Here is a 19,618-nt window from a genome sequence, read left to right on the forward strand (position 1 = left end):
GATCAGGAGGGGAGTGACAAATGACTGGACTGACACTGAAGGACATCCGCAAATCCTACGGTTCCGTGGATGTTCTCCATGGTATCGACCTCGATATCAAGCAGGGCGAATTCATCGTCTTCGTAGGTCCGTCCGGTTGCGGCAAGTCCACGCTTCTGCGCATGATTGCCGGTCTCGAGGCGATCACCGGCGGCGAGATGTATATCGACGGCCAGCTCGTCAACGACGTGCCGCCGTCGAAGCGCGGCATCGCCATGGTCTTCCAATCCTACGCGCTCTACCCCCACATGACCGTCTACGACAACATGGCCTTCGGCATGAAGATCGCCGGCGAAAGCAAGCAGGAGATCGACCGCCGTGTCCGCGCGGCGGCCGAGAGCCTGCAGCTGACCAAATATCTCGACCGCCTGCCGAAGGCGTTGTCGGGCGGCCAGCGCCAGCGCGTGGCAATCGGCCGCGCCATCTGCCGTGATCCCAAGGTCTTCCTGTTCGACGAGCCGTTGTCCAACCTCGATGCAGCGCTGCGCGTTGCCACCCGTATCGAAATTGCCCGTCTCAACGAGCAGATGGCCGATACGACGATGATCTACGTCACCCACGACCAGGTCGAGGCGATGACGCTCGCCGACCGTATCGTCGTCCTCTCGGCCGGCAATATCGAGCAGGTCGGCGCGCCGCTGGAACTCTACGAGCGCCCCGCCAACCTCTTCGTCGCCAAATTCATCGGCTCGCCCGCCATGAACATCATTCCGGCGACGATTGCCGGGACCGGCAGCCAGACGACCGTAACGCTGACCGGCGGCATGTCGGTGACATTAGATGTGGCGACCGAAGCTTCCGAGAAAGGCAAGCAGGCGAGCTTCGGCGTTCGTCCCGAAGATCTGAGGATCGCCGACGGGAGCGACTATGTTTTCGAGGGCGAAGTCTCGATCGTCGAGGCGCTCGGCGAAGTGACGCTGCTTTATATCGAGGGCCTGGTTCCCGGTGAGCCGATCGTTGTCAAGTTGCCGGGCATTTACGATGTCCATAAGGGCCAGAAGATGCGCTTTGCCGCCGATCGGCAGAAGCTGCATCTCTTTGACGCGACCGGCCACACCTATCGGAAATGAGGAAGCCATTTTTGGGGTAATAACACCAGAAATTGTGCGGGACGGGCCGAATTCTCACTTTCTGTTAAAGATCGGCTGCTACCTTTTCCCAGTCGATTTACGAGGGGGACAAGCACGTGGCCGCTTCCAATCCATCACAGCCAAGACCTCACTTCCTGAGCAAGGAAGAATCCTTCATGTATGACCGCGAGGCGCGGTTCAAGATGGAGGACACAATGAATGCCGCGCGCATCGAATATACGGAAAAGGGCGTCATGCACGCGGCTTCGCGCCGCTGCGATATCGTCCGCATCTCGATGAGCAGCGCGACGCTCGCCATCCTGACCCAGTTCAACCTGCCGAAGCAGTTCTATCTGGATATTCCGGATGCCCGCATCACCAAGGTCGGTTGCCTGCTGATGAAGGTGAATGCCAACAACACGATCGAGGTGCGTTTCCTGCGACTGCTGACCCAGAAGGAACTCAACAAGATCTTCGTCTACAGCACGCACCCGGCGCACAAGGATTACGTTCTCGATATCCGCGCCTGAGGATATCACCGGACCTGATACAGAAAACCCGCGGGGTGCTTCGTGCGCACCCCGCGGGTTTTTGTTTGCTCCGGGCGTTCATGCTCAGTGGAAGAGCACGCTCGCACCCTGATCGGAAGCGCCGACGGCACGGCGGAAGGGGGCGAAGAGTTCACGGCCCATGCCGAATTCATTGTCCGAGAGATCGATGCTCACCGGCTCGCGCTCGGCCATGTCGGCTGCGTCGACCAGCACTTCGAGCGTGCCCTTGATCGCGTCGAGGCGAATGATGTCGCCGTCCCGGATGCGGGCGATCGGGCCGCCGTCGACGGCTTCTGGGGTTACGTGGATCGCCGCCGGTACCTTTCCGGATGCGCCGGACATGCGCCCGTCGGTGAGGAGCGCCACGCGGAAGCCGCGATCCTGCAGCACGCCGAGCGGCGGCGTCAGCTTGTGCAGTTCCGGCATGCCGTTCGCCTTCGGCCCCTGGAAGCGCACGACGGCGACGAAATCGCGGTTGAGCTTGCCTTCCTTGAAGGCGTCCTGCAGTTCCTGCTGGCTGTGGAAGATGATCGCCGGCGCCTCGATGACGTGGCGCTCCGGCTTGACGGCCGAGATTTTGATGACCGCCTTGCCGAGGTTGCCGCGCAGCATCTTCAGCCCGCCATTCGCCTGGAAAGGCGTCTCGATGTTGGCAAGCACCTTCGGATCGTGGCTCTTGTCCGGCGACGGTTCGCGCAGCACGGTGCGGTTCTCGCCGAGGCGGGCATCGACCGTATAGGCTTCGAGGCCCTGGCCGAAGACGGTGCGAACGTCGTCATGCACCAGCCCGTGCTTCAAGAGTTCCTTGATGAGGAAACCCATGCCGCCGGCCGCCTGGAAATGGTTCACGTCGGCAAGGCCGTTCGGATAGACGCGGGCAAGCAGCGGCACGATTTCGGAAAGTTCGGCGATGTCCTGCCAGGTCAGCTGAATGCCGGCTGCCCGCGCCATGGCGACGAGGTGCAGCGTGTGATTGGTCGAGCCGCCGGTCGCATGCAGGCCGACGACGCCGTTGACGACGGAGCGCTCATCGATCATCTCGCCGGCCGGCGTGAATTCGTTGCCGAGTGCCGTGATCGCCAGCGCCCGCTTGGCGGCTTCGCGCGTCAGCGCTTCGCGCAACGGCGTGCCGGGGTTGATGAAAGAGGATCCCGGCATGTGGAAACCCATGATCTCCATCAGCATCTGGTTGGAATTGGCGGTGCCGTAGAAGGTGCAGGTGCCGGGGCCATGATAGGACTTCGATTCCGCCTCCAGCAGCTCGGCGCGGCCGACCTTGCCCTCGGCAAAGAGCTGGCGCACGCGCGACTTCTCGTCATTCGGCAGCCCCGTCGTCATCGGACCGGCCGGAACGAAGATCGACGGCAAATGGCCGAAGGATAGGGCCGCGATGACGAGGCCCGGCACGATCTTGTCGCAGACGCCGAGGAAGAGGGCGGCATCGAACATGTTGTGGGATAGGCCGACGCCCGCGGCCATGGCGATCAGGTCTCGCGAGAAGAGCGAGAGCTCCATGCCAGGCTGTCCTTGGGTGACGCCGTCGCACATGGCGGGCACGCCGCCGGCCACCTGGGCGACACCGCCAGCCTCGGCGGCCGCCTCGCGGATGATTGCCGGATAGGTCTCGAACGGCTGGTGAGCCGAGAGCATGTCGTTATAGGCGGTGATGATGCCGAGGTTGGGGACATGGTCGCCGGCGAGCGCGTCCTTATCGGCGGGGGAACAGATGGCGAAGCCGTGGGCGAGGTTGGCGCAACCGAGCACCGAGCGCTGCACACCCTTTGAAGCTGCGGCGCGCAGGCGGTCCAGGTAGCGCTCGCGGGTCGGCTTCGAGCGTTCGACGATGCGATCCGTGATCGCAGAAATGCGTGCATGAGCGGACATGGAAAATCCCTGCCTTATTCGTTGTCTCTATCTCTCTCGGCGGCTCCGGCCTGAATCCGGATCCGGGTCTGGGGCCGATCAGGGAGCCCAGTAGATCTCGACCGGGGAAGTGGCCCGGCGCAGAACGGCGCGGATCGGCATTTCTGCCTCGTCACCGCTGCCTTCCGCCTTGGCGAGAACGTCTTTTTTGCCTTCGCCCTCGATATGGAGCACCAGGAGTGCGGCATCCTGAAGACTGGAGAAGGTGAAGGTCAGGCGCGGCTCGCCGGCTCCTTCCGCTTCCATCGGGATGACGCCGCGCGGCGTCGATGCGTCGAGCGCCTGGGCAAGATTGCTGCCGCCCGGAAAGAACGAGGCCGTGTGGCCATCGCCGCCCATGCCGAGGATCACCACGTCGAAGGGGATGCCGATTTCGGCGCTCTTTTCCGTCGCAAGCCGTGCGGCTTCCTCGACTGAGGATGCCGGCTGGTAAAGCGGCACGAAACGCGCCGCCTTCGCCTTGTCCTGCAAGAGATTGGCATCGACCAGCAGATGGTTCGAACGGGCATTATCGGCCGGAACGAAACGTTCGTCCACCAGCGTGATCGTCACCTTGTCCCAGGCAATGTCGCGTGTCGAAAGCGCCTGGAAGAAGGCCTTCGGCGTCGAACCGCCGGAAACGGCCATGGACGCCGCACCTCGAGCGGAGATGGACGCCGAGAGCGTATCGGCAACCTTATCGGCGAGGCTGCCGGCGAGTTCGGCGGCACTGGCGAAGGAATGCAGGGTTGAGGCCATCGATGTCGTCCTAGATGTCGTCATGCCAGGTGCGGCCGTCGCGCTCGATCAGCGCGATGGCCTGGCTCGGGCCCCAGGTGCCGGCCGTATAGCCCTGCACCTGCTGGCCGGTCGTTTCCCAACCCTTGAGGATCGGATCCACCCATTTCCAGGCGGCTTCGACTTCGTCGCGGCGCATGAACAGGGTCTGGTTGGAACGGATCACGTCCATCAGCAGGCGCTCGTAGGCGTCCGGATTGCGGACATTGAACGCCTGGGCGAAGCTCATGTCGAGCGATACGTTGCGCAACCGCATGCCGCCCGGACCCGGATCTTTGATCATCAGCGACTGCTTGACGCCCTCATCCGGCTGCAGGCGGATGATCAGCTGGTTGGCGACGATGCGTCCGGCCGCCTGGTCGAAGATCGCATGCGGGATCGGCTTGAAGGTGATGACGATCTCGGACATGCGTCCGGTAAGCCGCTTGCCGGTTCTGATGTAGAACGGAACGCCCGCCCAGCGCCAGTTATTGATCTCGGCCTTGATGGCGACGAAAGTCTCGGTGTTCGAGACGCCGCCTTCCAGCTCTTCGAGATAACCCTTGACCGGGCCGCTGCCCGAAGCGCCGGCGCGATACTGGCCGCGGACCGTCGCCTGCTCGACATTGGAGGCATCGAGCGGCTTCAGGGCGCGCAGCACCTTCAGCTTCTCGTCGCGAACGGCTTCCGAATCCATCGACGATGGTACTTCCATCGCCGTCAGGCAGAGCAGCTGCAGGATATGGTTCTGCACCATGTCGCGCAGCGCGCCGGCCGTATCGTAATAGCCGGCGCGGCCTTCGAGACCGACCGATTCCGCCACGGTGATCTGCACATGATCGATATAGTTGGCGTTCCACAGCGGCTCGTAAAGCGCATTGGCGAAACGCAAGGCCATCAGGTTCTGCACCGTCTCCTTGCCGAGATAGTGGTCGATACGGAAGATCTGCTCTTCCTTGAAGACGCGGCCGATCGTGTCGTTGAGTTGCAGCGCCGAGGCCAGATCACGGCCGATCGGCTTCTCGACGACAATGCGGGTCGATTTGGTGATCAGCTTGTGGTCATGGATCTTCTGGGAAATATCGCCGAAGATGCCGGGCGCAACCGCCAGATAGAAGGCGCGCACCCGGTCCCTGCTTTCGTCGAGCAGTTTCTTCAGCTGATCCCAGCCCGTGTCAGTGCGGGCGTCGACCGAAACATAGTAGAGGCGGGCACAGAACTTTTCGACCTCCGCGTCGTCGTATTCGCCTTTCTTCAGGTGTTCCTTCAGCGCGTCCTTGGCGAACTTGCGATATTCCTCATGCGAAAGCGGGCTGCGCGAGGCGCCGATGATACGCGTCGGTTCCGTGAACTGACCCTCGATCTGGCGATGGTAGAGCGCAGGCAGAAGCTTACGTTCGGCAAGGTCGCCGCTGCCACCGAAGACGACATAATCAAAAGGCTCAACGGGAATGATCTGGCTGCTCATGAGCTTGTCTCTCAATCAGGCTGGTTGGCGGCCCTTTTAATCTAATCGATTTAAAAAAGCCAGTGTGCAGTGCAATGAATTTGTCAGGCACCGGTTTTAGAGCGAATTCCGCAAAGAGGAAATCCGCAATCGGACTAAAACTTGTCGCGAAGCGCAAACCACGACAAGGCGAGGAAAAGCAACGGCGCCCGCATCCGGGCTCCGCCGGGAAAGGCGGGAATGTCGAGCGATTTGAACAGATCAAGATCGCCGGATTTTCCGAGCACCGCTTCCGCATAGAGCTTGCCACAGTAGTTTGACAGCATGACGCCATGGCCGGAATAACCGCCGATCGAGGTGACGCCGGGCATCACCTCGCGCACGAAAAGCTGGCGTGGCATGGTGATGCCGACGCTGCCTCCCCAGGCATGGGTGATCTCGATATCCTTCAGGTCGGGATAGATCTCGGCGATCTGCCGGCGGATATGCTCCGATATGTCCCGCGGATTGTCCGCCGTATAGGCCTCGCGCCCACCGAACAGCAGGCGGCCTTCGAATCTGCGGAAATAGCGCACGACGAAGCGCGAATCGGCGACGGCCTCGCCCCCCGGCAGCACATCGGGGTAGCCGTCGAGCGGAACAGTAGCGCCGATGAAGGAGCGGATCGGCATAACATGACTTGCCGTCACCGGCTCAAGATTGCCGATATGGCCGTTGCAGGCGATCAGCGCCCGGTCGGCGGTGATCGTGCCCTTTTCGGTTTCGATCGTCACCTTGCCGCCGCTTTGGCGGATCGCCTTTGCCTGGGTCATCTCGAAAATGGACGCGCCGGCATTGGCGGCCACCCGGGCGAGCCCGATGAGCAGCTTGAGCGGATGAATATGGCCCGTCCCGACATCGCGCACGCCGCAGTGGAAACGCTTCGAGCCGAGCCGCTCCTGCGTTTCCTTCTCATCCATGAAGCTCAAATGCGGGTAGCCATAGCGCTCAGCGGCGATTTCGGCATTCTCGCGGTAGTCACGTTCGTAGCTTGCCTTGTGCGCGACGTTGAGCTGCCCGGGCACATAATCGATCTCGATCTGATGTTCCCGGGCGAAATCGAGAAGATGGCGCTTGGCCCCCTCGGCGACATCGAACAGCGCTTTCGAGCGTTCGTAGCCGATCTTTTCCTCAAGCTCTTCCGGCCACCATCGCTGGCCGGTGCCGAGCTGGCCGCCATTGCGCCCCGACGCTCCGTCTCCGAAGCGCCAGGCCTCGATCAGCACGACGGAAACGCCTGACTTGGCGAGGTTGTAGGCGGCCTGCAGGCCGGTATAGCCGCCGCCGACAATTGCGACGTCGCATGTTCTCGAGCCGTCGAGAGCGGCGTAGGTCGGCCGCTCTCCGACAGTTGCCTGATACCAGGATAGCCCGGGCGCAATCGGGCTCTGCCACATCGCCTGCGATGCCATGATATCCCTCACACGTTGAGCAGAAGAAACTCCCGCTCCCAGGGACTGATCACTTGCATGAAGGTCTCGAATTCGCCGCGCTTGACGCCGGCGTAAAGGCCGATGAACTGCTTGCCGAACACCTCTTCGAAGGCGGGCTCGTCCTCCATCAGCGCTACGGCTTCCAGCAGGCCGCGCGGCAGGTCGATCGAGCCCTCATTGGCCGAATCCTCGGTCGGCGCCGTCGGCTCGATCTGCCTCATGATGCCGAGCAGGCCGGCGGCAAGCGAGGCGGCGAGCGCCAGATAGGGATTGGCGTCCGAGCTCGGCAGCCGGTTTTCCACCCGCCGCGCCTGCGGATCGGAAACCGGAACGCGGAAGGCGGTCGTCCGGTTGTCGTAGCCCCAGGCGTTGTTGACCGGGCAGGACATGTCGGGCTGCAGGCGCCGATAGGAATTCACATAGGGCGCCAGCATCGCCATCGCGCTCGGCACAAATTTCTGCATGCCGCCGATGAAATGGAAGAATTCCTTCGAGGCCGATCCATCCGCATTGGAGAAGACGTTTCTGCCTGTCTCGACATTGACCACCGACTGGTGGATGTGCATCGCCGATCCCGGCTGGCCCTGCATCGGCTTGGCCATGAAGGTCGCATAGATGTCGTGCTTCAGCGCCGCTTCACGGATCGTGCGCTTGAACAGGAACACCTGGTCGGCAAGCTCGATCGGATTGCCGTGGCGCAGGTTGATCTCGAGTTGCGCCGGTCCCTCTTCGTGGATCAGCGTGTCGATCTCCAGCCCCTGCTTCTCGGAGAAATGGTAAATGTCGTCGATCAGCTCGTCGAATTCGTTGATGCCGGCGATCGAATAGCCTTGGCCGCCGAGAATCGAGCGGCCCGACCGGCCCTTGGGCGGGTGCAGCGGATAGTCGGGGTCGTCATTCTTGGCGACCAGGTAGAACTCGATCTCAGGTGCGACGATCGGCTTCCAGCCGCGGTCGTGATAGAGGCTCATGATCCGCTTCAAGACGTTGCGCGGCGTATAGGGCACTTCCCCGCCATCCGAATCGACGATGTCGCAGATCACCTGGGCCGTCGGGTCGGTCTCCCAGGGCACGACCGATAGCGTCGACAGATCGGGCATCAGCTTCAGATCGCTGTCGCGCGGCTCATATCGGAAGCTCTCCGTCTCCTCCGGATACTCACCCGAAATCGTATGTCGGTAGATCGCCGAAGGCAGGGCCAGCGAGGTGTTGGAGGTGAATTTGGAACTCGGCATCATCTTGCCGCGCGGAACGCCGGCAAGGTCCGGCGTGATGCATTCAATGTCTTCGATGCCCCTGGCCCTCAGCCACTGCGCCGCTTCCTTCCAGTTCGCAACGCCGCGCAGGGATCCGGGGTCCGGAGGTGTTTTGGTCGAGGCGGGTACGTTTCTGGCAGGCTTCAGCGTCGTCTTTTTTGGGGACATGACACACCGGTTTGGTTGATCGTGGCGCCATCATAGCCGGAGTTTGCCAATTGGCGAGGGGCTGAGAACGTTGACTTTCGTCCTTTGATGGAAAAGAAGACGCCGGTTGGATCGGGGAAAAAAGGTTTGCAGCACAAAAGTGACGTCATCGTCATCGGCGCCGGAGCCGCCGGCATGATGGCGGCCATTCGCGCGGGCAAACGCGGCCGCTCGGTCGTGGTCATCGACCATGCGAAGGCGCCTGGCGAGAAGATCCGCATATCAGGCGGCGGCCGCTGCAATTTCACCAATATCCATGCCGGACCGAGGAATTTCCTTTCCGCCAATCCGCATTTCTGCAAGTCGGCGCTTGCCCGTTTCACGCCCGCCGATTTCATCGCCATGGTCGATCGGCACGGCATTGCATGGCATGAAAAGACGCTCGGCCAATTGTTCTGCGATGACAGCGCCAAGGACATTATCCGTATGCTGCTGGACGAGATGCGTACGGCCGGGGCGGCGCTATATCTCGGCACCGAAATAGCCGGCGTCGAGAGGAGGGAGGCAGGCTTCCGCGTCTCCACGGGCGAAGGCGTCTTCGAGGCATCCTCTCTCATCGTGGCGACCGGCGGCAAATCGATCCCGAAGATGGGTGCCACCGGCTTTGCCTATCGCCTTGCCGAACAGTTCGACCTCACCGTGCTCGAAACCCGCCCGGCTCTCGTGCCGCTGACTCTGGATCCAGGCATGCTTGCAAGCATTGCGCCGCTTGCCGGCATCTCGGCCCCCGCCGAAATCTGCCACGGCCGCACTGCCTTCCGTGAAGCGCTGCTGTTTACCCACCGGGGTTTAAGCGGCCCCGCCATCCTGCAGATTTCCTCCTACTGGCGGGAGGGCGATGAAATCGTCGTTGCAGTCGAACCGGATGTCGACATATCGGCGCATTTGAAGACGGCGAAGCAGCTGAATGGCCGCCAGTCGGCCCAGACAGCTCTCGGCGATATCCTGCCGAAGCGGCTGGCCCAGTTTCTCGTCGAGCGGGAAAAGATCGCCGGTAATATGGCCGATCTGCCCGACAAGGCGCTGCAGCGGCTGGCCGCCAGCGCCCAGAACTGGATCATCAAACCATCCGGCTCAGAAGGTTATCGCACTGCCGAGGTGACGCTCGGCGGCATCGACACCGCGGGCCTCGATTCCCGCAGCATGGAAGCAAAGACCGTTCCCGGCCTTTATTTCGTCGGTGAATGTGTTGACGTCACAGGCTGGCTCGGGGGCTATAATTTCCAATGGGCCTGGGCTTCCGGTTTTGCCGCCGGCGAATCTGCGTAGAAATATCCGCAATAACGATTCAAGACTTCTTAAGAGAGGTGCGCCATCCTGTCTCAATTGCCGGATCTGAAAGCTTTTCCCAAATTAAGCTTTACCGGCAGGCCTTTTTGTTGGACTGTTGTGTCACAAGAGTGAGGTTTCGAGCATGAACAGAAACGCACGACGCGCCCGCGCCATCGCAATCGCCCAGGCAAAACCCGACGCCCGCATCGCCAGCCTGCGATACCTGATGCTCGCAGCCGGCGCGACCGCCGCCAGCCTGGCGCTGCTGCTAGCCAACCTCATCTGATCCTGCCCGCCCATCTGAAAGCAAACTTGCCGGCCTCCGATCGCGACGCTGCGCCCGCGTGGCGCATAATCTGCAATTATTTCACCGTGTTGGCTTAAGTCACCATTACCGCTTATCTGAAAATTAATATCTAATCTGACACAATCGCCCGCGATTATTTGGGCGTTTCCAAGTTTGCTTGGACATGAACTGGCAATGACTGCCGCCTGGCCTCCAGGTCCCCCGATGGAAAGAGAATAATTCGATGTGCACTCGGCTGGCGCGCCTTATGGCTGCCGGCGGGAGGAGTAGTGTATGAAAGGCCCGGAACGCCATGTTGATTGACAAGATTCTTTCCCGTTTCAGGATCAAGACCAAGGTTTTGATCTTCGTTCTGCCCTTTGTCGTTACCATTTCGGCGGTGGGATTGACCGGCCTTTACGCATCCGGCCTTCTTCAGGGCCGCATGGAAATATCCAATAGCGTGCTGCAGTCGCTGAGCGGGTTCAAGGATCTCTACGGTTCGATGGACGATTTCCTGCGCGTCACCAGCCCCGAGGCGCGCGACAAGCTGCTGTCGGATCTGAAGATGCAGCAGGGCGTGCTCGATCAGACGCTCGACCAGGTCGGTGAACAGGCTGCCGGCCGGGACAGCCTCGCGGAAGCTTCGAGCCGCACCAAGGAGATTTCGGGCGTCGTCGACAAGCTCTGGGCGTTGCACGAGCAGGAACAGGCGCTGCATGAGCAGATCGATGCGGCGCAGAAGAGCCTGATCAGCACCCGTTTCACGGTCTCCTATCAGGCCGAGGAATTGCAGACCGCGCTCCAGCGCGATGAAGGCGCTGCCACCATAACGCTGCGCACTGCCGACCGCCTATTGAAGGGCGGCGATTTCTTCGGCACCGTGGCCAGCGGCTACGCCAAGCCGCAGACGCCTGAGGAAAAGATCGCCTTCATCAACGAACAGATGCCCGCGATCATCAAGTCGCAGCGCTTGATCGCCATTTCGGTTCCGGCCAATCAGAAGAATGTCATCGACGCGCTGGCAGCGACCATCGACGGCATTAAGGCGATCGCCCAGATGCCCAGCCCGACCGACGAGAACATCACCGAACTCGGCCGCCTCATTTCGCGCTTCCGTCAGACCTCGACTTATACACAGTTGACCGCGACGCAAATGATGCGTCAGGCGACACAGAGTTTTGCTGAACTCGAGGGCCGCATTGGCCAGACCAATTCCGTTCTTCAGGATACGCGGCGCCTGGAAAATTCGGTCTATGCGCTGCAGATCGTCCTTTCCGATTTCCTCGCCAATTCAAGCAAGGACAATCTGGTCCGTCTGCAGCAGCAGACCGGCACGCTCGGCAAGGACATGGAGGTGCTGGCCACCAGCGCCAAGGGAATGGGCTTTGCCGAAGGCATATCGGACGCGATCAAGCCGGCGCTTGACGTCATATCGGGCGGCGGTTCGAAGATCGTCGATACGATCGGCGAGCGCGTGACGGCCTATGCCGCGGCGCGACAGGAACTCGACGAGATCTGGAAGAAGCTCACTGATTTCGCCGAACTGCAGAAGCAGACAGCCGGAACCGAGCGCACCCAGGCAAACAGCATCTCCGTCATGACCACTGGCCTCGGCATTCTTCTGTCGATCCTCGGCGGCATCGCCCTGGTGCTGACGCTGCAGCGCCCGATCAGCCAGATCACCGCCGCGATGCGCCGCATTGCCGACGGAGCCCTGGATACCAGCATAACGGGCGAGCAGCGCTATGACGAAATCGGCGACATGGCCCGGGCGCTCGGCATCTTCAAGGAAAATGCCATCTCGAAGATTCGCATCGAGGAACAGAGCGACGAGGAGCGCGCTGCCGCCGAGCACGAGCGCCAGCGCAACGATGCCGAAAAGCGCGAGATGGACCGTCAGATCGAGTTCGCGGTCAACGCACTTGCGGCCGGCCTCGAGCGCATGTCGCAGGGCGATATCTCGACTACGATCGATACCCCCTTCATCGGCCGACTCGAACAACTTCGTCAGGATTTCAACGGTTCGATGCTGCGCCTGCAGGCAACAATGAGCCAGATCCGCGACAACGTCGAATTGATCCAGGGCAACGGCAACCAGATGGCCCACTCGGCCGAGGATCTCTCCAAGCGCACGGAACAGCAGGCTGCCTCGCTCGAAGAGACCGCCGCAGCCGTCGATCAGATCACCGTCACTGTCCGCTCGTCGGCCGAACGCGCCAAGGACGCGGACCAGATCGTCCGCCAGGCCAAGCGCAGCGCCGACGATTCCGCGGTCGTCGTCAGCAATGCGATTGACGCCATGGGCCGCATCGAGGAGGCCTCGCGTCAGATCGAGCAGATCATCGGCGTCATCGACGAGATCGCCTTCCAGACCAATTTGCTGGCGCTCAACGCCGGCATCGAGGCGGCCCGCGCCGGCGAGGCCGGCAAGGGCTTCGCCGTCGTCGCCATGGAAGTCCGCGAACTTGCCCAGCGCTCCGCGGCGGCTGCGCAGGAGATCAAGGGCCTGATCAACAAGTCGACCAGCGAGGTCAGCTCCGGCTCGCAGTTCGTCCAGGAAACCGGCACCGTGCTTGCGAAGATCAGCGCCCAGATCGTCACGATCAGCCAGCATGTCGAGATGATCGCTCGCGCCAGCCACGACCAATCCAACGCGCTGCAGAGCGTCAACTCGACGGTCAATCAGATGGACCAGATGACGCAGAAGAACGCCGCGATGGTCGAGGAGACGACGGCCGCCAGCCGCGAACTAGCCGACGAAGCTGACGCGCTGCGCCGCCTGATCCAGCAGTTCAAGATCCACGGCGAGGCGGCCGAAGCCCAGGTTTATCGCGCCGCCTGATCGCGATCACTTCACGTCCGAACGGCCCCGGTTCTTCCCGGGGCCGTTTTCTTTTGTGTGCAGAATCGCGCTTCTCGCCGCTCTGATTTACGGAAAATTTTTCCTTAACGCTTTTGGCTTAATTTAGCATTTGTCATGCCGGCCGGGGGTTACGATGCTGCGCCTTTTTTCTACGTCTATCGTGCGACAGATCGTTGCGATCACGCTGTTTCTGCTGGCGATCAGCACGGCCGCCATTGTCGGCGCGACCTATTACAATCTCAGCCGTCATGTGATGGACGGGGCCGTCTCCGACGCCAGGGATGCCGCCCGCGCCATGGCTGTCCTTTACGGCGCGGCTGATCCGGCGGCGAAGATTGCGGTGAAGGACAATCAGCTCTCCGCCGTCACCGAGGATGCGGTTCCAGCCCTTGCCGATCATTCGCTTGTCGATCGCACCGCGCAGTCGATCGCCGGCGTCGCGACCATTTTCCAGAAGCAGGGCAGCGACTACGTCCGCATCTCCACGAACGTCAAGAAAGAAAACGGCGAGCGCGCCGTCGGCACCAAGCTCGCAGCCGAGCACCCGGCTCAGCCGGTCCTTGCCAGGGGTGAGGCCTATTACGGCCCGGCCGAGCTATTCGGCCGCAAGTTCATGACCGGCTATTTCCCGATCAAGAACGCATCGAATGCCAATGTCGGTATTCTCTTCATCGGCATTCCGATGGAATTCTATTACCAACGCATGAATGAGCTGCAGATTCTGATTCTCGGCATCGGCGCCATCGTCATGCTGCTCGTCGGTGTTCTCGCCTTTTATGCGATCCGCCTGTCGGTGAAGCCTTTGCAGGCGCTGACCGCCAGCGTCCATTCGATCTCCTCGGGCGATCTCGAAGGGACGATCCCTTGTCTTGAGAAGAAGAACGAGTTCGGCGATATCGGCCGAGCCCTGGCGCTTTTCCGGGACAGCGCCCGCGCCAGGCGCGATTTGGAAACCGAAGCAGTCGAACAGCGCGCCTTGAGCGACGCGGAACGCGCCCGCAACGACGCGGACAAGCGCTCGCTCGACAGCCAGATCGATTTTGCCGTCAGCCAGCTTGCGGCCGGCCTCGGGCGCCTGTCCCAGGGCGATGTCTCGCAAACGATCGGCACGCCGTTTATCGGCCGGCTGGAACAACTGCGCGTCGATTTCAACGCGTCGCTGCTGCGGCTTCAGGATACGCTCTCCGGCATTCGCGACAGCGCCTCCAAGATCCAGCGCAACAGCAGCGCCGTTTCGGCCTCCGCCGGCGAGCTTTCGAAGCGCACCGAGGCGCAGGCGGCGAGCCTGGAGGAGACCGCCGCCGCGGTTGAGGAGATCACAGTGACAGTTCGCTCCTCCGCCGAGCGTGCCCGCGAAGCCAACAGCGTCGTGGCAGCGACCAAGAAGACGGCCGACAATTCCGGCACCGTGGTTGGCGATGCCGTCGCCGCCATGGAGCGTATCGAAGGGGCCTCGCAGCGTATCGAGCAGATCATCGAGGTGATCGACGATATCGCCTTCCAGACCAACCTTCTGGCGCTGAATGCCGGCATCGAAGCGGCGCGGGCCGGCGAGGCGGGCAAAGGCTTTGCCGTCGTCGCCCAGGAAGTCCGCGAACTCGCCCAGCGTTCGGCCGATGCGGCGCGCGAGATCAAGTCGTTGATCGAAACGTCGAGCCGGGAAGTGACGGCAGGCTCGGAACTCGTCCAGAAGACCGGCGGCGTTCTTGCCTCGATCAGCCAGGAGATCATCGCGATCAGCGGCCATGTCGAGACTATCGCCACTGCCAGCCGCGATCAGTCGGCCGCGCTGCAGGAGGTCAACGGCTCCGTCAACGCCATGGACCAGATGACCCAGAAGAACGCCTCGATGGTTGCCGAGACAACGCAGGCAAGCCGCCTGCTTGCCAGCGAGGCCGATACGCTGATGGCGCTGATCGACGGCTTCCGCATTGGCGCCGAGCCCGCGGCCGCTCACCTCGGCGCAAGGAAAGTCGCCTGAGGAACCCGGCCGCGACTGCCGCAAGATTGCGCCGCAGCTTTGCGGCGCTTTGACACCACGCGCCTGATGATGAGGTCGAGCGAGGTCAGCCAGGCGGCGAAGCGAATGGTGCCGCTGTCTCCGAACTCGTCATAGAATCGATCCTCATCCGCCTTGCTGTTGCTCGGCGGGCGATGGTGGCGAAATCCATGCACGCCTGCGATGGTGATCATGTCGATCATGGGATGTCCTTTCCTACTCAAAGACATCTCTTGATTTAAGCATCGAATTTCTCTTCATAAACAGGGAAATCCACGCTATGTTTTTCACTGATGAAAAACGCGAATTGGGATTCCTATCAGCTTTTCCTGCAGGTGGCCCGCCTCGGCGGCCTGACGGGGGCCAGTGCCGCAAGCGGTCTTAGCCCCGCGACCATCGGCCGACGCATGCTCGATCTAGAACAGGAGGTCGGCCGCACCCTGTTTTCCCGCAGCCAGACAGGTTATCGGCCGACGCGGGATGGCCAGGCGCTGCTCGATCACCTTCAGGAAATGGAGGCCGCCGCCCGCAAGGTCGAAGCCTGGCGGCAGTCCGGGGAGGGCGGCACGACAGTCAGGATCACTGCAGGCACCTGGGTCGCCTGGCTTCTGACGGAGAATTTCGCTGCCATCCGCATGCCGGGCGATGCCTTCGCCATTGCGCTCACCATCGGCGAGGCGCGGGCAAGCCTTGCCTATCGCGAGAGCGACATCGGCATTCGCGCTTTCGAGCCGGAGGAACCCAATCTGGCCGCCCGCCAGCTTGGAGAGGTGGCATACGCCGTCTATGTCAGGCGAAACGCAGTCGAGACCGACGAGCGCTGGATTGCCGTCGGCGAGGAGGAGGCGATCTCGGCCTATCTGCGCTGGCCGCATTCCCATGCCGCGGCTGATATCGTCGCCACCGTCAACCGGCCGCGCTCGCTGCCGGATCTGGTGCGCGCCGGCGCCGGCAAGACGGTGCTTCCCTGTTTCGTCGGCGATCTTCATCCCGAATTGCAGCGCCAAGGCGGCGAATTGCCGGAATTGCGTCATCGTCAATGGATCGTCATGAATGCCGAGGATCGCCATCGCCCGGAGATCCGCACGGTCGCCGACCGCATGACGAAGCTCGTTAGAAGCTATGCCGACCTTTTCGCCGGCAAGCGTCCGAGCCGCGGCTGATACCCGGCCCGCGGAAGACTGGAAGACGATAGGGCGTCCGCGCATTCTTTCGCGGCGCGGACGCTGTGACCGAGCGCAATCCGAGCGACGTGCCCGGGCTGCCGCCTATTTCGTCAGTGCCGGTTGGTGACGACGACCGGGATCAACAGGTCGCCCCAGTTGCCGTCGCCGCCGTGGTGACGGGCCGAGCGCACCAGTTCGACAGAAACGCCGGCCTCGACGGCCTTCATGACGGATTGGTTCAGCCGATGCAGGTCATTGGCGAGCATGCGGATCGTCGTCTGCTGATCCTCGCTCATGCTCGATGCCTGCTCTTCGGCCCGTTCGCGGACGCGTGCGATGGATGCCATGATCTATCCTCCTCTTCGGGTCATTCCGCAGCCGGTTTGAACTGCGCATGTTCGGTTGAATCGTGCATGGCCGTGGTCGAAGACCGGCCGCCGGTGATGGCGAGCGACACGGCGTCGAAATAGCCGGTGCCGACCTCGCGTTGATGTTTGGTGGCGGTATAGCCGTTCACCTCCGCGGCGAATTCGGCCTGCTGCAGTTCGGAATAGGCCGACATCTGCCGCTGCTTGTAGCCGCGCGCCAGCTCGTACATGCCATAGTTCAGCTGGTGGAAGCCGGCGAGCGTGATGAACTGAAATTTGTAGCCCATCGCGCCCAGCTCGCGCTGGAACTTGGCGATCGTCGCCTCGTCGAGGTTCTTCTTCCAGTTGAACGATGGCGAGCAATTATAGGCAAGCAGCTTGCCCGGATGGACCCTGTGCACACCCTCGGCAAAACGGCGCGCCTGCTCCAGATCCGGCTTCGAGGTCTCGCACCAGATCAGGTCGCAATGCGGCGCATAGGCGACGGCACGGGCGATGCAGGGCTCGATGCCGTTTCTGACCTGATAGAAGCCCTCGACTGTGCGCCCGGCGTCATAGTCGACGAAGGGCTGGTCGCGCTCGTCGATGTCGGAGGTCAGCAGCTTTGCTGCTTCCGCATCGGTGCGGGCGATGACCAGGGTCGCCACGCCCATGACGTCGGCAGCAAGCCGGGCGGCGTCGAGATTGCGGATATGGGCGGCCGTCGGGATCAGCACCTTGCCGCCGAGATGGCCGCATTTCTTCTCCGAAGCGAGTTGGTCCTCGAAATGGACGCCTGCCGCACCCGCCTCGATATAAGCCTTCATGATCTCGAAGGCGTTGAGCGGCCCACCGAAACCGGCTTCCGCATCGGCAACGATCGGTGCAAACCAGGTCTCGACGGAAAGGCCGTTGCCCTCTGCGGTCTCGATCTGATCGGCGCGCTGCAGCGTGCGATTGATGCGCTTGGCGAGTTCCGGCCCGGCATTGGCGGGATAAAGCGACTGGTCGGGATACATCGCCGATGCGGTATTGGCGTCGGCCGCCACCTGCCAGCCGGAGAGATAGATCGCCTTCAGCCCGGCGCGCACCATCTGCATGGCCTGGTTGCCGGAGAGCGCGCCGAGCGCATTGACAAAGTCCTCCTGGTGAATGAGCTGCCACAAGCGATCCGCCCCCATTTCGGCGAGCGTATGGCTGAGCGCCACCGAGCCTCTCAGCCGCTCCACGTCAGCGGTGGAATAGGGCCGTTCGATACCGTCGAAGCGGCCTGCTGGCGCATTTCGGACAAGCTTGTAAAAATCGGTCATGCGGGCTTTCCTCACTGAAAATCGTCATTGCGTGAATGAATGACAAGATTGACAATTTGCGTCGTTCTGGCCAGAAAAACCTTTGATTTTCGTACCGGAAAGAGGTTAAGATGACGAGGATTGACAGAGGGCCGCTGTGAAGTTGTAAAGTTTTGTAAATTAAGCGCCCCTGTTCTTTGTCAAAGGTGTGACATGGCGGAACGGAAGATCTTCGCAGGCCCTAAACTGCGGCGCATTCGCAATGCGCTGGCGCTGACGCAGACCGCCATGGCCGAGGCGCTGGAGATTTCGCCTTCCTACCTGAACCTGATCGAACGCAACCAGCGGCCGTTGACGGTTCAGCTGCTCCTGAAGCTTGCGGCCGTCTACCGGATCGATCTGGAGGAGTTGCGGGGACAGACCGGCGGCAGTCTCGGTCAGCTGAAGGAGGTCTTCGCCGACCCGCTGCTATCAGGCGAACTGCCCGGTGACCAGGAACTGGTGGAGGTGGCTGAAGCGGCGCCGAATGCCGCAAGCGGCATGATCAAGCTTTATCGTGCCTACCGCGAACAGGCCGCGCGGCTATCCGATCTGACAGTGCTGATGGCGGCCGAGGGGCATGCGCCCGTTGCCGCCGGCCGACTGCCGCTGGACGAGCTGCGCGAGGCGCTGGAGCGCCGATCCGGCTATTTCGGACGGATCGAGGCAGCGGCGGAAGCCTTTGCTGCGACGGTGCCCGGCGGCCTCGATCTTGCGGCGGGACTGAAGGACTGGCTGCGCGCCGAACGCGGCATTGCGGTGCGCGTCTTACCCGTGCACGTCATGCCGGATCTGCGCCGCCGTTTCGATCGCCATTCGATGCGGCTTTTCATTTCGGAACGCCTGTCGCCGGCCGATCGTGCGCACGAGATAGCGGTCGAGGCAGCGACCCTTGCTTTGCTGCCGGCCATCGATGCCGAGCTCGACGATCTCCAACTTTCCTCCGCCGAGGCGCGCCGCATCGCCCGCTTCGAGCTTGCCCGCATTGCGGCACTGGCGCTGGCCATGCCCTATGAAGCCTTCCTTTCGGCTGCCAAGGCGACGCGTTACGACATCGATATTCTTCGGGCGCGTTTCGGCGTCTCCTTCGGCCATGCGGCAACGCGTCTGACGATGCTGCAGCGACCTGGCGCGGCAGCAATCCCCTTCTTCCTGATCGAGATCGATGCGGCCGGCCATCGGCTGCGGCGAGCTGGCGCCCAAGGCTTTCCGCAGGCCCGTTTCGGCGGCGGCTGTCCGAAGCTCAATATCCACGCCGCCTTCCTGCAGCCGGGCCAGATTCTTGCCGAGACGGTGGTCATGCCGGATGGCGCGTCCTTCCTGACGGTCGCGCGCACTCTGGAGGGGCCGAGCGTCGAATTCGGCGAAAGAATCAGACGCACCGCAATCCTGGTCGGCTGCGATGCCGCTCTTGCAGACGGCGTGGTCTACGGGCAGGCGGCGGCGCTCGATCCGGTTGCAATCGGTCCGGCCTGTCGTCTCTGCGAGCGGCGCGGCTGCCTTTCCCGCGCCGAGCCGCCGGTAACGCGGCCGCTCGGGCTCGACGAGATGGTGGCGGGTCTCAGCGCCTTCGACTTCCAGTGATTGTGAAATGATTCAAGGCGCAGTTTTTGCGCTTGTGGGCTTAGAAATT

General features: G+C 62.1%; 16 protein-coding genes. 8 read left to right on the forward strand and 8 right to left on the reverse strand.

Annotation, left to right across the window (positions count from 1 at the left end):
• Nucleotides 1-20 precede the first annotated feature (20 nt).
• Nucleotides 21-1,109 carry an ABC transporter ATP-binding protein gene (locus PH551_RS14215; protein WP_085776988.1) on the forward strand — a complete coding sequence of 363 codons (1,089 nt, stop codon included), beginning with the start codon at nt 21-23 and terminating at the stop codon, nt 1,107-1,109.
• 176 nt (nt 1,110-1,285) lie between these two features.
• Nucleotides 1,286-1,639: a hypothetical protein gene (locus tag PH551_RS14220; protein WP_009996042.1), complete on the forward strand. Its 354-nt coding sequence runs from the start codon at nt 1,286-1,288 to the stop codon at nt 1,637-1,639.
• A gap of 84 nt (nt 1,640-1,723) precedes the next feature.
• Here PH551_RS14220 and edd read toward each other — a convergent pair whose 3' ends face one another.
• The 5 genes from edd to PH551_RS14245 all read right to left on the reverse strand — a co-directional run bounded on the left by edd (nt 1,724) and on the right by PH551_RS14245 (nt 8,682).
• The gene (gene edd / locus PH551_RS14225; RefSeq protein ID WP_097600348.1) at nt 1,724-3,544 is read right to left on the reverse strand and encodes a phosphogluconate dehydratase; all 1,821 of its coding nucleotides are present in this window, start codon (nt 3,542-3,544) and stop codon (nt 1,724-1,726) included.
• Between the two features lie 78 nt (nt 3,545-3,622).
• Nucleotides 3,623-4,321, reverse strand: a complete 699-nt coding sequence (pgl, locus tag PH551_RS14230; RefSeq protein ID WP_285193470.1) for a 6-phosphogluconolactonase — start codon at nt 4,319-4,321, stop codon at nt 3,623-3,625.
• Nucleotides 4,322-4,331: 10 nt separating this feature from the next.
• Nucleotides 4,332-5,807: a glucose-6-phosphate dehydrogenase gene (gene zwf / locus PH551_RS14235; RefSeq protein ID WP_085776991.1), complete on the reverse strand. Its 1,476-nt coding sequence runs from the start codon at nt 5,805-5,807 to the stop codon at nt 4,332-4,334.
• A 134-nt stretch (nt 5,808-5,941) separates the two neighbouring features.
• Nucleotides 5,942-7,237: an NAD(P)/FAD-dependent oxidoreductase gene (locus PH551_RS14240; RefSeq protein ID WP_285193471.1), complete on the reverse strand. Its 1,296-nt coding sequence runs from the start codon at nt 7,235-7,237 to the stop codon at nt 5,942-5,944.
• An 8-nt stretch (nt 7,238-7,245) separates the two neighbouring features.
• Nucleotides 7,246-8,682: a glutamine synthetase family protein gene (locus tag PH551_RS14245; RefSeq protein ID WP_085776992.1), complete on the reverse strand. Its 1,437-nt coding sequence runs from the start codon at nt 8,680-8,682 to the stop codon at nt 7,246-7,248.
• Nucleotides 8,683-8,769: 87 nt separating this feature from the next.
• Here PH551_RS14245 and PH551_RS14250 point away from each other — a divergent pair, with 87 nt between their 5' ends.
• The 4 genes from PH551_RS14250 to PH551_RS14265 all read left to right on the forward strand — a co-directional run bounded on the left by PH551_RS14250 (nt 8,770) and on the right by PH551_RS14265 (nt 15,126).
• Nucleotides 8,770-9,990 (forward strand): BaiN/RdsA family NAD(P)/FAD-dependent oxidoreductase, encoded by a 1,221-nt coding sequence (locus PH551_RS14250; RefSeq protein ID WP_285193472.1) that lies wholly within the window; start codon nt 8,770-8,772, stop codon nt 9,988-9,990.
• 145 nt (nt 9,991-10,135) lie between these two features.
• Complete coding sequence (locus PH551_RS14255) at nt 10,136-10,279, forward strand: hypothetical protein (protein WP_198175494.1); 144 nt, start codon at nt 10,136-10,138, stop codon at nt 10,277-10,279.
• A gap of 313 nt (nt 10,280-10,592) precedes the next feature.
• Nucleotides 10,593-13,124, forward strand: coding sequence for a methyl-accepting chemotaxis protein (locus PH551_RS14260; protein ID WP_085776994.1), 2,532 nt, complete (start codon nt 10,593-10,595; stop codon nt 13,122-13,124).
• A gap of 154 nt (nt 13,125-13,278) precedes the next feature.
• Nucleotides 13,279-15,126 carry a methyl-accepting chemotaxis protein gene (locus tag PH551_RS14265; protein WP_285193473.1) on the forward strand — a complete coding sequence of 616 codons (1,848 nt, stop codon included), beginning with the start codon at nt 13,279-13,281 and terminating at the stop codon, nt 15,124-15,126.
• Here the strand turns inward: PH551_RS14265 and PH551_RS14270 are convergent.
• Nucleotides 15,099-15,347 (reverse strand): hypothetical protein, encoded by a 249-nt coding sequence (locus PH551_RS14270; protein ID WP_198175495.1) that lies wholly within the window; start codon nt 15,345-15,347, stop codon nt 15,099-15,101. The genes PH551_RS14265 and PH551_RS14270 overlap by 28 nt on opposite strands.
• A 90-nt stretch (nt 15,348-15,437) precedes the next feature.
• Between PH551_RS14270 and PH551_RS14275 the strand changes: the two genes are divergently transcribed.
• Nucleotides 15,438-16,307 carry a LysR family transcriptional regulator gene (locus PH551_RS14275; RefSeq protein ID WP_285193474.1) on the forward strand — a complete coding sequence of 290 codons (870 nt, stop codon included), beginning with the start codon at nt 15,438-15,440 and terminating at the stop codon, nt 16,305-16,307.
• Between the two features lie 113 nt (nt 16,308-16,420).
• Here the strand turns inward: PH551_RS14275 and PH551_RS14280 are convergent, their stop codons facing one another.
• Nucleotides 16,421-16,657 carry an SMc00767 family acetate metabolism repressor gene (locus PH551_RS14280; RefSeq protein ID WP_064800722.1) on the reverse strand — a complete coding sequence of 79 codons (237 nt, stop codon included), beginning with the start codon at nt 16,655-16,657 and terminating at the stop codon, nt 16,421-16,423.
• A gap of 20 nt (nt 16,658-16,677) precedes the next feature.
• Nucleotides 16,678-17,967, reverse strand: coding sequence for an isocitrate lyase (gene aceA, locus PH551_RS14285; protein ID WP_285193475.1), 1,290 nt, complete (start codon nt 17,965-17,967; stop codon nt 16,678-16,680).
• A 192-nt stretch (nt 17,968-18,159) separates the two neighbouring features.
• Here aceA and PH551_RS14290 point away from each other — a divergent pair, with 192 nt between their 5' ends.
• Nucleotides 18,160-19,569, forward strand: coding sequence for a helix-turn-helix domain-containing protein (locus PH551_RS14290; RefSeq protein ID WP_285193476.1), 1,410 nt, complete (start codon nt 18,160-18,162; stop codon nt 19,567-19,569).
• Nucleotides 19,570-19,618 lie beyond the last annotated feature (49 nt).

Source organism: Rhizobium atlanticum (assembly GCF_030182485.1).
Taxonomy (GTDB): Bacteria; Pseudomonadota; Alphaproteobacteria; order Rhizobiales; family Rhizobiaceae; genus Rhizobium.